Genomic DNA, 13,802 nt, shown 5'->3' on the forward strand with positions numbered 1-13,802 from the left:
CATCAGGCCGGGCAGGCTGAAGTCGATTTCGTCGGGGATGAGTTTGCGGCCGGTGGTCAGGTCTACCGGGTTACCGGTCAGGGCGCCCATGGCCCGCTGCGCTACCGGTTCAACTACGTAGCGGCTGGCGACTTCGCCGGCTACAAAGCCTGCGGTGAACTTCAGGGCGCAGGGCATGACGGCTTTCATGCCGGCCTGGGTGCCGGCCTTGATCAGCTGGGCGATACCGCCGGCGGCACCGGCAACGGCCATCAGCACGTCTACGGTCGTGCGCAGCCATTTGGGGATTTCGTCGTCCACCGGCAGATAGCGGAATGTACCCCCGCCGATGATGACGTTGTCCGAGCCGCCGGAGATGGTCGCCCCGCAGGTCAACTTGTCGCCCTTGCGGGCCGCCGCCACGCTGTTGATGAAGACGTTGGTCGAGCCTTCGGCGATCTGTACGGGCCCTGGGTGCTTGTCACAGGCACCGATGCTTTTCTCGACCCGCGCGGCCTTGCGGCTGTTGATGAAGACGTTGGGTGAGGCAGTGGTTATCGTCCCTGAGGGGGATGAGAACATACTGCCTATCGCCTCCCCGGCCGCGGTCAGCAAGCTGCCTCCGATACCGGCCGCCATGCCGGCGAGCAAGGCCACGCCGAACCCGCAGGTGAAGGTGGCGATGGCCACCGTGGCCACCAGCGCGATGCCCAGGGCAGCCCCGATCAGGAAGCCCCCCAGAGCGCTAGTGTGCGAAATATCGTCGCCGAACCTGGCCGCTTCGAACATGAGGGGTTACTCCTGCTCGCCGGGCTCGGCGCTGGTCACGACGGGGTTGCGCGGGGTGAAGCTGGCCAGCAGGTTTGCCCAGTCCTCGTTCTGCTGAGGGCTGAAATCTGCCTGTGCGGTGGTCGAGAAGATCAGCGCACGCCCGGGGCTGATCAGGAAGGCTGCCTGGCGCTGATACAGCGGGCGGCCCTGGTTCATGTAGTAAGCGTCGATCTGGATGCCTGGGATAGGTGCGGTGGTCGACAGCGCAACGGCTTTGTTGCCCATGCGCGTGTATCCGCGCAGCTTGGACGTGAGCATCTTGATCTGTCGATCGACGTAAGCCTGCAGTGCTTCGTCGGGCAACAGCGTGTCGCGCGAAATGGTGATGCTCAAGGGCGCTGGCACACTGGCACCGAGAACGAACATGTTTACAGTGCGGTCATCAAACCCGTCCGGCAGCGAGATCCCGCCTTCTTGCAACTCATAGTCCATGCGATAAAAATTCCTGATAGCAAAATTGGGGATGGGTCAGCGCAGTGCCAGGCCATCGAGCATGCGGTCAAAGTCGGCGAGCCACAGGCTCAGGCCAGGCTTGGTCGGGTCGATCACGCAAGAAATGTCCAGCCATTGCAGATTGTCGCTGCCGGTAACAGGTACCAGCGCCCCCACCAGGCGACCGTGCCGGGTTTCGTGCCCAGCGTTGAAATGAAAGTCCACGGCCTTGGCCGGGTTACCCGCGACGCGGCAATCTTGCTGGCGAATCACCCGCAACTGCGGGTTCATTTCGCGCAAGGCCTGGATCGCGGCGTCGAACAGTTGCTCCAAGGTTTGCCTGGCCCGCACATCACGGCGGCGAATGTTGAGCGTGACCGGTTCACCTTCATGCTCGAGGGTGGTCTGGATATCACGGAATCGATAAGCCGTCGGGAACGCCAGATTGAAGCCACCGAAGGTGAAGCTGCTGGTAACGTCCTGCAAGGCGACAGGCACCGGTTCGGGCTCTGGCACTGGCTCAGGGTTGGCCGCAAGCTCGGCCAGCTCGGCGAGGCGCGCGGCCTCTTGCTGCGCTTCACGCTTGGCAGAAATGCGGTCGTAGATGGAGGGTTTGTACATCGGCCTGCCCTCAGTCGTTGATCCGCACTGCCGCGCCGGTGATCTGCGTGGTATCGGTACTGGTCGTGGTAATGACCTTGCCTTTGATTTCTATGCCTTCCGGCGTCAACTTGATGCTGCTTTCCCCTACCTGGAGGATGATGTGCTGCTTGGCGCCCACCTGAATGAACTGGTTATCTACCTGCAGGGTGTATGACCCTTCCTTGACGTTGACCACCGTGTTGTCCTTGATGGTCTCAGTGTGTGCGCCCCCCACCGTGATCGTCCGGTTGTTCCCCACATCATGGGTCTCATCCAGCTCGATCTCGGTGTCCATGTTGCGCTCGGCGTGCATGATGATCTGCTCGGCGCCGGCCTTGTCTTCGAAGCGGAAGAAGTTCGCGGTACCGCCGTCGCCTTTCATCGAGCGGGTCAGGAAGCCACTCTGGGTCTTGTTCGCCGGCAACGACCAGGGCGGGGTGTTGCTGCTGTTGTACAGGCTGCCCATGATCAGCGGGCGGTCGGGGTTGCCGTCGAGGAACACCACCACCACTTCGTCGCCGACGCGGGGGATCAAAATGCTGCCGAAGCCGCCGCTGGCACCGGACTGGGCGACGCGTACCCAGCAGGAGCTCTGGTCGTTGAACTCGCCGTTGCGGTCCCAGTGGAACTGCAACTTCACCCGCCCCAGTTCGTCGGTATAGATCTCTTCGCCGGGCGGGCCGACGACGATGGCTGTTTGGGGACCAGTAATGGCAGAGCGAGGTGAATTTAACGTTGGACGGTATGTGATCTTGCGCCGGATGCAGGTGAATCCGTTGCGGTAACCAGCCTCGCCATCGCTTGAGTAGTTGTTCAGGCCCCAATGATTAACAGAGAGAATAAGGAACTGGCGATCATCTGGACTATCAAGATCATGATCATAGTGCTGATTCAGCTCAAAATACTTCCCGGGCTCCAATGCTCGGCAATTACTTTCGCCATTAAAGGTTTTGCCATTGACCTCCATAGCTTCGAGGCGATGACGTGCTTTACGCATCCCCTCCTCAGCGTCAGCGTATCCATACAAGCCTTCATATTCGAAAACTTCATAGTTGCCCACATCCCCCTGCTGGCTTACAGAGTTCAGCTGAACAAGATGAGGATTGCCCGGCTGCTTATAGTCGAACGACTTCAGCGCCAATCGCGTTGGCTGGAAGCTACGCGCGGAGGACCAACTTGTGATCGAATCATCAGTTTCAGTTACTGATGCACTGTGGTAGCGGATCCGCGGCTGCCGCTCGAGTTGCGGAAGAACACTGCTGTCATCGCTGATGATCATCCGGTGGGATTCATTGCTGTGCTGGAAGGTAAAAAACAATCCCTCCTGCTCGAGCAATCTCAACACGAAGTTCAAGTCCGATTCCTGATACTGAGTACAGTAGCTGATCGGCTTAAGCGGTTTGCTTAGGCGGAATTCATAGTCAGCTAAAGTCAAGTAGTAAGCGAAGACTTCCTTGACTATTTGCTCAGTGGTCTTGTCCTGGAAAATCCGAGAATCGCGGCGCCGACTGAGAATCCAGAGCCACGGGACCAGCTCCGCGCTGTAATTGGCAATGCCTCCGTCGGCGCCGGTATGAACGAAATCCGACACGTGCGCACTGATGTATCGCGTATCGCCATCAGCCAACGCAATCCCCATCGTGACCTTTTTGCCGATGAGCGTTTTAAGCGCAATACGCGCATCCTGGGAAATGAGCTCGACCTGAAAGCTGAAAAGCTCCGAGATCGCCTCGCGTCCGGAGAAGCTCAGCAGTTGCAGTTCCTGCTCGGGGGGCAGAGGAGAATCGAAGGTGAACAAGCGTTGATGCTGACTAAGCATCGACTCGAGGGCATCCGTAATCATATCAATGCATCCTGCATCAAGCTGGAAATCTCATAATGAAAACGTTCTCGAGCAAGGCTGTCAAATGATGGCTTAGCGCCACCACTACCAGTCACAAGCGCAAGGCCGCGGAATTTGCCCGTCGACACATGGTCGGTGTACGCTGCCACGCTGACCATGAGGCCATCTGCAGCGAATCAGGGAGAGCTCGCCGTGTACATTAACGAGAACATGCTTAATCAATTGGATTGTTCATTAGATGAAAACCACCGAGAGATGGTTGTCATGACGATGGACTATTTCCGCCGGCATTCTCACCAGCGAAGGGGTGAAAGTGGTACGCAACCACCCCAATTGTGCTCCCGGTCGGTATCAAATTTCCTCGACAGCGCCAAGTCCACTATCAGTGCTGGATACGGCGCTACGGCACACCCTCTCGTGAACACAAACTGGGGGGTCCCAACGATGATGGCGGCTAATGATGCTAGAAGTATCGCAATATTGCTCAGAGATATTGGCGGCTGGGGCACCAAGGTCCGTATCTCCACAAAAAACGGGATTGAATATTTGATACTCACCGGTTACCCGGGTCTACGCAACCGATTGAAAGGCACTCGCTATAAAATCGGAAACGCAAAATTGGTGGACATGGGTATCGGAAAATATGGTATTCGCGGCTCCACAGTCAAGGGTTTTAAACTTTCCTGTTGGGTCGCGGTAGGAGTCGAAGTCGCTGAATGGTTGTACAGCGACGAACGGATTTGGACCGATCTCTTTGGCGCTGTCGGTGTCGAATTAGTCAAAGCCGGCATTGCAACCGCGGTGGGATATGCAGCTGGTGTGGTAGCCGGCTTGCTCATAACATCAGCCGCTGCCCCACTTGCCTTCGGTGCGGTTTTTGTATTTGTTGTCGGTATTGGACTGAACGTGCTTGATAACCATTTTGGAATTAAAAATTCTGTGAAGGCTGGACTGCGTTATGCTACAGACCACATTGAATACTTCAGCGACAAGATTAGAGAAATCAACTCGACTGACCTCCAGCGATACGCAGAACAGACAGTCGCCGACATTGCTGCATCCATTGCCGATGGCATATACAAAGAAGCAAAAGACTGGGTAATCCGTAAAACAAACCTTGACGGACTTAATCTTCCTAACTGGCCAAGCGCCCCAAGAATGCCATCTATACCCAACCTTGATCTCCCAAGGATTTTTTGATGAAAAGCAAATCATCACCCTCAACTATTTTACCACCGAATCAACTCCGATTACTTGCGCTCGGCTTTGCAATCGCACTTATACTAGCAGCCGCCTTAACAATATATTCTTTCTGGAATCATTTATTGCCAATCTATGGGCGACTTTACCGTAACGCACCTGTAGTTGAGACACCCTTTCTTGCTTTTGGCCTGCTGATGGCTCCCCCAACGATAATCATCGGCCTTGTGGCCATGGCCGTATGTATCTGGAGCGGCGCAAAGTTTGACCCCACACCCGGCAGCCGATTATTTAATTTTCAAAATAGAATGTTCAATTTGTCGTTTAAAACCCTCATCTATGTGGTCCCATCGACAATTCTAATTACCACGCTCATCCTTTTTTTACGCGGCTACACGCCGTGCCCTAAGCTCCTAATTTCAGGTTCATCTTGGCAGATATTCTGGGTAAATGATGAGCATGTGTGCTTTAAACCTGATCATTATATTAACGACAATTGGCCATGCAAGGTGGTGGACGGCAAAGAGGTCTGCGTTCAGGTCGACGGGCGCTAGTGTCTTGTCTCAAAAATAAATATTCCATTTGAGCTAAGCTTCCATCGTCAACCGGGATATTGGGTGAAGCCATGAACTCTCAAGACATCGTGCTCAGTGATGATGAGCAGGTCGAGCTGAGCCGGCGGGTTCGCTCGGCCACTATTAGCCAACGCGACGGTCGCCGAGCACGCGTGATTCTGTTGGCCGTTCAAGGTCATTCACGTAAAGAAATCGCCGAACTGACGGGGCTCTCCCTTGTTTCCGTTACTCGCTGGTGCAAGCGTTTCCAGGCACTACGTCTAGAAGGACTGGTGGATCTGCCGGGACGAGGTCGCAAGCCATCATTACCTGCCGAAGCCTTGAAGCGAACACTTGAGCAAGTCACCCAACCGCGTATCGGTCAGCCTCGTTGGAGCTGCCGTAGCATGGCGCGTGTCGCGGGTATTTCTCCGGCCAGCGTTCAGCGGATCTGGGCTGCCAACGACATCAAGCCGCACCTCACACGTACCTTCAAGCTGTCCAATGATCCTCAGATCGAAGAGAAATTCTGGGACGTCATCGGACTGTACCTTGCGCCACCGGATAAGGCGTTGGTGCTCTGCTGCGATGAAAAGAGCCAAGTTCAAGCGCTGCAACGCACGCAACCAGGCTTGCCATTGGGCATCGGCCACATACGCACGCAAACCCATGACTATGTCCGCCACGGCACACTCACGTTGTTCGCCGCCATGGACTATCTGCAAGGCCGGCTGATCAGCAGCATCGAAACACAGCACCGACATCAGGAGTGGCTGGCCTTCCTGAAGAAGATCAACAGGGAAACGCCGAAAACGCTGCAACTGCATTTGATCGTGGATAACTACGCCACCCACAAGCACCCCGTTGTCAAGGAGTGGCTCAAGCGCCATCCGCGCTTCCATATGCACTTCACCCCGACCTCAAGCTCCTGGATGAACATGGTTGAGCGCTTCTTCCGGGATATCACCGTTTACCTGCGTGACGGCAGCTTCAGTTCCACACGCGAGCTGGCCAGTTCCATTACCGCGTTTTTAGCGCTGCACAACGCTCAGCCCTGTCGGTACGTCTGGAGCGCGAAAGGTGAAGATATCTTGCGCAAGATCCAGAGGGCCCGAGAGGCTATGGCACGCGAGAACAAAGAGAACGTTTTATCTGAGACAGGACACTAGGATGCTCCCAAATTCCAACCGACCAAAGTTCCAACAATGACCACACATAAACCCTATGAATTTCACGAGCGGTCCCCATGCCTCTTCCGCTTCGCGGCTTTTATTACCTGCCTCTTGACCGCCGCTTTAGGCTTCCTTTCAGCCCGCTGGCTTGCAAGCGACATACTGCCGTTATTCGGCAGTCTGTTTACAGATACACCCATTGTAGTCACGCCTTATTTGGGGTTTATGCTCATTGCGATGTGCACCGTTAGCCCCATACTTATCATAACCTCCGCTTACGCATGCTGGCGCGCCAAAAAATTTGACCCGCCCATCAACTCTCGCCTTTACCGATTCCAGTATCAATCTTATAAATTGACACTATGGTCAATGATTTGTATAGCCCCGGCATTGGCGATACTTGTAACGCTAGGCTTATGGGCGAAGGGATACACGCCATGTCAAAAATTGCTGATCTCCGGGTCGGCGTGGAAAGTGTATTGGGTGAACGATGCGCGGTACTGCTTCAAACCTGACTCCTACACTGACGACAACCAACCATGCAAGCGTATCGGGGATAAAAATGTATGCGTACAATTTGAGGGTCGGTAACTAATTCTGGAGATGGGCTACGAAGCTCCGGAGGGCTAATGCTCTGCGCAAGAACAGTTCGCGCACCGCATAATCGGGCCGGTACTCGTCATCGCAGGTCGCTGCCAAGCAAAGCGCCGTACTCGTATAGTCGACCCACTCGCCTAGCTTCAGGCGCAATGGCCAAGCGCTGACTCTCTCTGATCTGACCATGATCCCCCCCAAGCTCTGAGCATTGGAAATGAATTCTAACAACCCGACATTTGCCTCTATTAAGTTCAGACTACTCGCTGCCTTGACACTTTTGCTCTGTGCGACAGTAGGGGTGTTCGCTACGTACTGGTTGATTACACATGTCCTGCCAATATATGGACAAATGTGGCGTCGCGCATCGGCCATCGAGGTCCCGTACATGGCTTTCGGCCTCATCATGGCACCACCCGTTATGCTTGCCTGTACAGTAGCCAGCGCATTCGCCATATGGACAGGCAAACGATATGATCCACCGGAAAAATCCGCGCTTGCGAAACTTCAGACAGGCCTGATGAAGGCCTCAGTCTATTCACTCATAGGCCTTGCACCACTCACTGCTATCAGCACGACAATTGCACTCAACGCATTAGACTATACAACCTGCCCGCAACTCAGAAAATCGGGATCGGCATGGCAGACGTACTGGGTAAACCATCCCGGCTTTTGTTTTAAACCGGACAGCTATACCGAAAATCGATGGCCCTGCAAAAATATAGACGGCAAAAAACTTTGCATTAACATGGACGAGTAGCGAAAGCCTGAGGCCCCTCGGGCACGATTGCCTGGATGCAGGGCCCGCACTTGCTCTTGGCTTGGCTACCACCGCGCTGGCGTTGGTGGCGTACGGATTGGCATATTACCGGCCTGGCAAAAGTAGCATGCTGCAATTCATGGCGGTTTCAAACAAAAGTTCCCACCAACTCGGACGCACTCCTGGCGGGTGGAATACGTGGCCGCTAGTGTTCACTGCGATAAGTACAGTTTATGCACCACAATGTCATCGCTATCATCACACCGACGGCCGGTATAGCGAAAAATTTGGAGTCACACCGATCATAAGCACGGCGACTATCACGGTCAGCATCCAGACCGACAAAAATTTTTGCAAAAAATCTATCCGTGGTAAACATAAGACTATTTCTAAAGTATTTTGCCTGATCATCAACAGCGGGGTTGCAAATGACACTCCTATCCGGGTGTTGAGCAACACCCCGAAGCCCCCTTGTCCAAAGCAGCAAACCTGGTAGTGATTCGTACCTCAACGTGGTAGCGCGAGATCCCGTGCCGCCAGCCGTTCACCATAGGAAGGCTTGAACATCAGTTGTCGTCATACACCAACTCATCGAGTTCGTCAGTTGCCGGCGAATGCTCAAACAAGTGCCTTGCCAAGTGACATATACGCTGCGACCAGGCCACCTTGGCTACCCACTCGGGCGGCATTCCCGACACCCCATATAAGGCACCTGCCAACTGCCCCGCCGTGGCGGCCACGCTGTCGGCATCGTCGGCAAGGTTGGCCGCGAGCAGAATCGCATCCTTGAAATTGTCGGTGTGCCAAACCGCCCAGAGCGCTGCTTCTAGGGTGTCGACCACATAGCCGGAAGAGCGAATCTGCTCTCGTGACTTGAGCTTGTATTCGCCGGCATTGATGATCCGCGGCCGAGACTTCAGCGGGCGCACTTTGGCTGCCAACGCCTCGTGTTTGTCGGCGCCATTGAGTGCCAGATGCAACTGTGCGCCGAACAGGCTACAGCACTGCAGCACTTCGGGAGCGCTGTGTGTGACCGTGCTCTGCGTGGCACTTTCTCCCCAAGTCGCCGAGAGCGAGTGGCGCCGAAAAATGGCAGTGGGCGCAAGCCTGATCAACGAACCGTTGCCAGCAGCCGAGGGCTCGGCATTCCCTTGCCAAGCAAGCCCCTCAGTTTCCCACCCTTCGAGCGCGCGCCGAGTGACATTGCCGATGTCGAAACAGCGCCCATTGACGCTGTTCTCGCCCTGGCGGTACCAACGCACCAGTGCGTCTGCAAAAGTCGCGAAATCGAACCTGCCCTTGGCCTCGTAAGTATCTGCCAGGCACAGCGCCATGCTGGTATCGTCGGTCCACTGGCCGGGCGCCAGCCGGAATGGGCCACCACCGACCATGTCTGTAACCTGGCCCTGACCGCGGCGCTGAAACTCCAGTGTGGTCCCCACCGCATCACCGATTGCCAGGCCCAGCAGTGCGCCCTGTGCGCGGTCGAGTGCTTGTTCGCGTGAAAGCGTGCAAGGCCTGTCGCTAAGCCAGGCTGGCTTGATGCGTGGCAATATGGGCGCGTCTGGATCGTATATGTACTCCATGCGCTGCTGTAACTGGGGGGATACGTCGGGGACCAGGTCGATGTAGCGCTGGGCGTACTCGCTCAGGACTGCGTCCGGACTTCTCAGGTCGATCATGCTGGCTCCTTGCAAAGGCTTACTCTCATCCATCGGCCCATTTTGCTGACCTGGTCAGCCCCTGACAACAGCTCCAGACAGGATCTGGCATAACCAACGATCAAGCACAGCAAGGAACGCTGACGTCATCATGAAATCTCATCCCGAACTCCATGTCAGATCCCCGCTGCTCTTTCGCTGCGTGGCCATCGGCTTTGCGCCGTGCATGCTAGCGGTGTGCGCACTTGCGTTCTACGTACTGTGGGCCGAACTGCTGCCGCTGTATGGCCGCCTCTACAGAAATGCACCCGTTGTGGAAACGCCGCTCATGAATTTTTTCGTACTCGCGGCGATTCCGGGGACGCCCTACTCGCTCGTTGTCTGCGCCTTCGCGGCATGGACCGGTCAGAAATTCGACCCGCCCAAAAAGTCCAGGCTTCACACGTTCGAAATCCGGTCGTTGCAGTTGATGTTCGCGATAATGTGCTGCGCTGCCCCGGCCATGATCATTGCGACCACGGCCACACTCTCTGCGAAGGGCTACTGGTCTTGCCCAAAGCTCCGTATTTCAGGCTCCGCATGGCAGATGTTCTGGGTGAACGATGAGCGCATATGCTTTACGCCCGATTCCTACATCAACGACCATTGGCCATGCAAAGTTGTCGGGAACAAGACTATTTGCGTCCAGGTGGACGGTAGGTAGCAACGCCCCAACCTGCCGCCGAACGACACGATCGAGGGGGGATGGCACCGGCTTTGCCGGCGATCACGGGCGCAGCCCGTGCCAGTCCCCCTGTCAAACACGCAGCTCAAATAATGCCGGCTCCTGGATCTTGAACCCACTCCATCCGCCGCTACATGCGGCGTATTCCGTCGCATTGCCATCATTGGAAGGCCCGCCGTAAAGCCCTTGCATCACCGCCCGACCCAACCAGAAATGCGACCTGCTTCACCTTTTGAAAAATATTTTCCAATATCCTTTTCAGCTGTTTTCCCACGCCTCAAACCCCTTCCCCACGGGCCCAAGCCCTGATTTTACGCACCCAAAACCACTGCTCGATATCAATGCGACATCATTGCGCCGCGTCACAAACAACGAAAAAATCGCGGCCGCCGCAGGAACTTCTTCCAACGCGGGGTGCCCTACACGGCATTACTGGCAACACGATATTCATGTGCCAGTACCGAGTTTCCAGTCCACGCCAGCGGCGTATCAGGACGATTCAAAAAGGCTCATGGACGATGTACCGATGACACAGACGTTTGATGTCGAAGCACTGATCAAGCTGCGTAGCCAAACGCGGGCAATCTCCGATGCGCTCAAGGCGCAGGCGGCCGATTACCTCGCCACCGCGGCGCCGCTGATCCGTCCGCAAACGCTGTTCGGTGAATACCTGCAGGGGGCGCAACGCAGCAGCGGGCGCGAAACCCAGGGCCACTTCCAGTCGCTTATCGAACTCTACGAGCGCATCGGCTCGGCCGCGCCCTTCCAGCTGGTCAGCGAGCTGGAAGTGCCGCTCAACCTCATCAGCACCACCCCCGAACTGTTCCCCCTGGAATACGACAAGGCCCTGGTCCCCAGCGGCCAGGTCATCCGCATCACCAGCCCGGTGCGCTGGGTCGTGGGCTTTCAGGGCTTCGAGCTGGCGCGCTTTCGCAATGTCATCCACGACCCCAACCGCAGCAGCGCCGAGCTGTACCGCTTCGTGGTGCACTACCTGGTGCTGTTCTACTGCCTGAGCAAGTCGCCTGGCCTTGGCCGCCTGTTCGAAGGCCTGCGCTTTGGCTTGAGCTTCGAACGCCTCAAGGGCATGGGTGACCTGCCCTTCTGCGTCATCAGCTCGCCGGTGCGTTCGGAACTTCCCGACGATTCGGTCATCCGTAGCAGCACGCAAATTGCCGGCAACACCAGTTTCGAAGAGCTGGTGGGCCGCGACAACATTCTGGAAATGAACGACGAAATCCGTCAGCGCCTGCTGCTGACGATCGAAGGACTGTAACGCGCAGGCCCCCGCCGGGCCGCGCCATGATTCGCAGCGAATTGCTCGCACTGGAGAACACGATGGCGAAGAAGGAAAGTACCCAGCACAAACTCGACCGCGTTCGCGCGCCGCGGGTTCACATCACTTACGACGTGGACATCGGTGATGCGATCGAGAAAAAGGAGCTGCCCTTTGTCGTTGGCGTGCTGGGCGATTTTTCCGGCAACCCGCTGGAGCCCTTGCCCAAGCTCAAGGACCGCAAGTTCGTCTTCATCGACCGCGACAATTTCAACGGCGTGCTCAAAGGCATCAAGCCGCGCCTGACCTACCGCGTCGACAACACCCTGGCCAAAAACGGCACCCAGCTGGGCGTGGAACTGAACTTCAACAGCATGGAAGACTTCGAGCCACAGAACGTGGTGAAGCAAGTCGAGCCACTGCGCAAGCTTTTGGAAGTGCGCAACAAGCTGGCCGACCTGCGTAACAAGATGGGCGGCAACGACAAGCTCGAAGAGCTGCTGATGGACGTGCTGCAGAACACCGAGAAGCTGAAAACCCTGGGCAAGGAATTCGGTCGCGAAGCCGCCGTACCCGCCGCCGATGGCAAAGAGTAAGCAGGAGCCAGACGATGACCGACAAGCAAACACTGCCACAACAGGACACCGACCTGGTCGAGGTGGAAACCTTCGCCCCGCAGGCCTCGCTGCTCGACAGCATCATTTCGCAAAGCCGTGTGGCCCGCTCCGACACCGAGCGCAACCGCACCCGTGACCTGATCGGTGAGCTGGTCAACCAGGTGCTCGAGGGCGAGATGACCCCGAGCAAGGACCTGATCGCCGTGCTCGACGCGCGCATCGCCGAGATCGACTCGATGCTCTCCGAGCAGATGAACGAGATCATGCACGCCCGCGAATTCCAGCAGCTGGAAGCCTCCTGGCGCGGCCTGAAGTACCAGGTCGACCAGACCGAAACCAGCACCACGCTGAAGATCCACCTGCTCAACGCCTCGAAGAAGGACCTGGTGCGCGACCTCAAGGCCGCCAGCGAATTCGACCAGAGCGCGCTGTTCAAGAAGGTATACGAAGAAGAGTACGGCACCTTCGGTGGCGCCCCGTTCGGCATGCTGATCGGTGACTACGAATTCAACCGCAACCCCGAAGACATGTACCTGCTCGAAGAGATCTCGCACGTGGCCGCTGCGGCCCATGCGCCATTCATCTCGGCCGCATCGCCCGAGCTGTTTGGCTGGGACTCATTCACCGACATGTCCGGCCCGCGTGACCTGGCGAAAATCTTCGACACGGTCGAATACGCCAAATGGAAGTCGTTCCGCGCCTCGGAGGACTCGCGCTATGTCGGCCTGACCCTGCCGCACGTGCTCGGCCGCCTGCCATATGGCCCTGATACCACCCCGGTGGAAGAATTCAACTTCGTCGAAAGCGTCGACGGCCGTGACCACAACAAGTACCTGTGGATGAACGCCGCCTACGCCCTGGGCACCCGCGTCACCGATGCCTTCTCGCGTTACGGCTGGTGCGTGGCCATCCGCGGTGTCGAAGGTGGCGGCCTGGTAGAAGGCCTGCCAACCCACACCTTCAAGACCGATGACGGCGAAATTGCCCTCAAATGCCCAACTGAGATCGCCATCACCGACCGCCGTGAAAAAGAGCTGTCGGACCTTGGCTTCATCCCGCTGGTGCACTGCAAAGGTACCGACTACGCCGCGTTCTTCGGCACCCAGTCGGCGCAGAAGCAGAAGCAGTACAACACCGACATCGCCAATGCCAACGCACGCCTGTCGGCGCAGCTGCAGTACATCTTCGCCACCTCGCGCATTGCCCACTACATGAAGGCGATCATGCGCGACAAGATTGGCAGCTTCGCCTCGCGCATGGACGTCGAGCGTTTCCTCAACCAGTGGCTGGCCAGCTATGTGCTGCTTGACGACACTGCCAGCCAGGAAGCCAAGGCCAAGTTCCCGCTGCGCGAAGCCCGTGCCGAAGTGTTCGAGGTGCCAGGCAAGCCAGGTGTGTACAAGGCCGTGACCTACCTGCGCCCGCACTACCAGCTCGACGAACTGACCGCTTCGCTGCGCCTGGTCGCAGAGCTGCCGCAAGGCGCTCGCGGCTGACCGGCCTGCGTGTTCAAGGAT

General features: G+C 56.9%; 13 protein-coding genes. 8 read left to right on the forward strand and 5 right to left on the reverse strand.

Translation table 11 applies throughout. The features are described 5' to 3' along the window. From BLX42_RS03710 to tssI, 4 genes are all read right to left on the reverse strand, one after another. Positions 1-768: PAAR domain-containing protein (locus BLX42_RS03710; protein ID WP_178110719.1), on the reverse strand; the 768-nt coding region annotated here is incomplete at its 3' end. Between the two features lie 6 nt (positions 769-774). Continuing rightward, complete coding sequence (locus tag BLX42_RS03715; RefSeq protein WP_039602378.1) at positions 775-1,242, reverse strand: DcrB-related protein; 468 nt, start codon at positions 1,240-1,242, stop codon at positions 775-777. Between the two features lie 36 nt (positions 1,243-1,278). Beyond that, entirely contained in the window at positions 1,279-1,863 is a 585-nt protein-coding gene (locus BLX42_RS03720; RefSeq protein WP_039602379.1) for a DcrB-related protein, read from the reverse strand. 10 nt (positions 1,864-1,873) lie between these two features. Continuing rightward, positions 1,874-3,727 carry a type VI secretion system tip protein TssI/VgrG gene (tssI, locus tag BLX42_RS03725; protein WP_161871171.1) on the reverse strand — a complete coding sequence of 618 codons (1,854 nt, stop codon included), beginning with the start codon at positions 3,725-3,727 and terminating at the stop codon, positions 1,874-1,876. 192 nt (positions 3,728-3,919) lie between these two features. On the opposite strand from tssI, the gene BLX42_RS03730 reads away from it, so the two are divergent. The 4 genes from BLX42_RS03730 (at position 3,920) to BLX42_RS03745 (ending at position 8,007) form a co-directional block, all read left to right on the forward strand. Beyond that, complete coding sequence (locus tag BLX42_RS03730) at positions 3,920-4,927, forward strand: hypothetical protein (protein ID WP_161871172.1); 1,008 nt, start codon at positions 3,920-3,922, stop codon at positions 4,925-4,927. Continuing rightward, positions 4,927-5,481 (forward strand): hypothetical protein, encoded by a 555-nt coding sequence (locus BLX42_RS03735; protein WP_161871173.1) that lies wholly within the window; start codon positions 4,927-4,929, stop codon positions 5,479-5,481. The genes BLX42_RS03730 and BLX42_RS03735 overlap by 1 nt, the downstream gene beginning before the upstream one ends. A gap of 71 nt (positions 5,482-5,552) precedes the next feature. Continuing rightward, positions 5,553-6,650 (forward strand): IS630 family transposase, encoded by a 1,098-nt coding sequence (locus BLX42_RS03740; protein ID WP_161871174.1) that lies wholly within the window; start codon positions 5,553-5,555, stop codon positions 6,648-6,650. Between the two features lie 985 nt (positions 6,651-7,635). Then, positions 7,636-8,007: a hypothetical protein gene (locus BLX42_RS03745; protein WP_161871175.1), complete on the forward strand. Its 372-nt coding sequence runs from the start codon at positions 7,636-7,638 to the stop codon at positions 8,005-8,007. A gap of 566 nt (positions 8,008-8,573) precedes the next feature. Here the strand turns inward: BLX42_RS03745 and tri1 are convergent. Next, positions 8,574-9,689, reverse strand: coding sequence for an ADP-ribosylarginine hydrolase Tri1 (gene tri1, locus BLX42_RS03750; RefSeq protein WP_177010402.1), 1,116 nt, complete (start codon positions 9,687-9,689; stop codon positions 8,574-8,576). Positions 9,690-9,819: 130 nt separating this feature from the next. Between tri1 and BLX42_RS03755 the strand changes: the two genes are divergently transcribed. The 4 genes from BLX42_RS03755 (at position 9,820) to tssC (ending at position 13,781) form a co-directional block, all read left to right on the forward strand. Then, positions 9,820-10,371: a hypothetical protein gene (locus BLX42_RS03755; RefSeq protein WP_161871177.1), complete on the forward strand. Its 552-nt coding sequence runs from the start codon at positions 9,820-9,822 to the stop codon at positions 10,369-10,371. A 547-nt stretch (positions 10,372-10,918) separates the two neighbouring features. Continuing rightward, positions 10,919-11,668 (forward strand): hypothetical protein, encoded by a 750-nt coding sequence (locus BLX42_RS03760; RefSeq protein WP_012314371.1) that lies wholly within the window; start codon positions 10,919-10,921, stop codon positions 11,666-11,668. Positions 11,669-11,730: 62 nt separating this feature from the next. Continuing rightward, complete coding sequence (gene tssB, locus BLX42_RS03765; protein ID WP_012314370.1) at positions 11,731-12,264, forward strand: type VI secretion system contractile sheath small subunit; 534 nt, start codon at positions 11,731-11,733, stop codon at positions 12,262-12,264. A 14-nt stretch (positions 12,265-12,278) separates the two neighbouring features. Continuing rightward, on the forward strand, positions 12,279-13,781 hold the full coding sequence (tssC, locus tag BLX42_RS03770) for a type VI secretion system contractile sheath large subunit (RefSeq protein ID WP_012314369.1): 1,503 nt from the start codon (positions 12,279-12,281) through the stop codon (positions 13,779-13,781). Positions 13,782-13,802 lie beyond the last annotated feature (21 nt).

The sequence above is a fragment of the Pseudomonas sp. SG-MS2 genome, from assembly GCF_009933855.1.
GTDB lineage: Bacteria > Pseudomonadota > Gammaproteobacteria > Pseudomonadales > Pseudomonadaceae > Aquipseudomonas > Aquipseudomonas putida_E.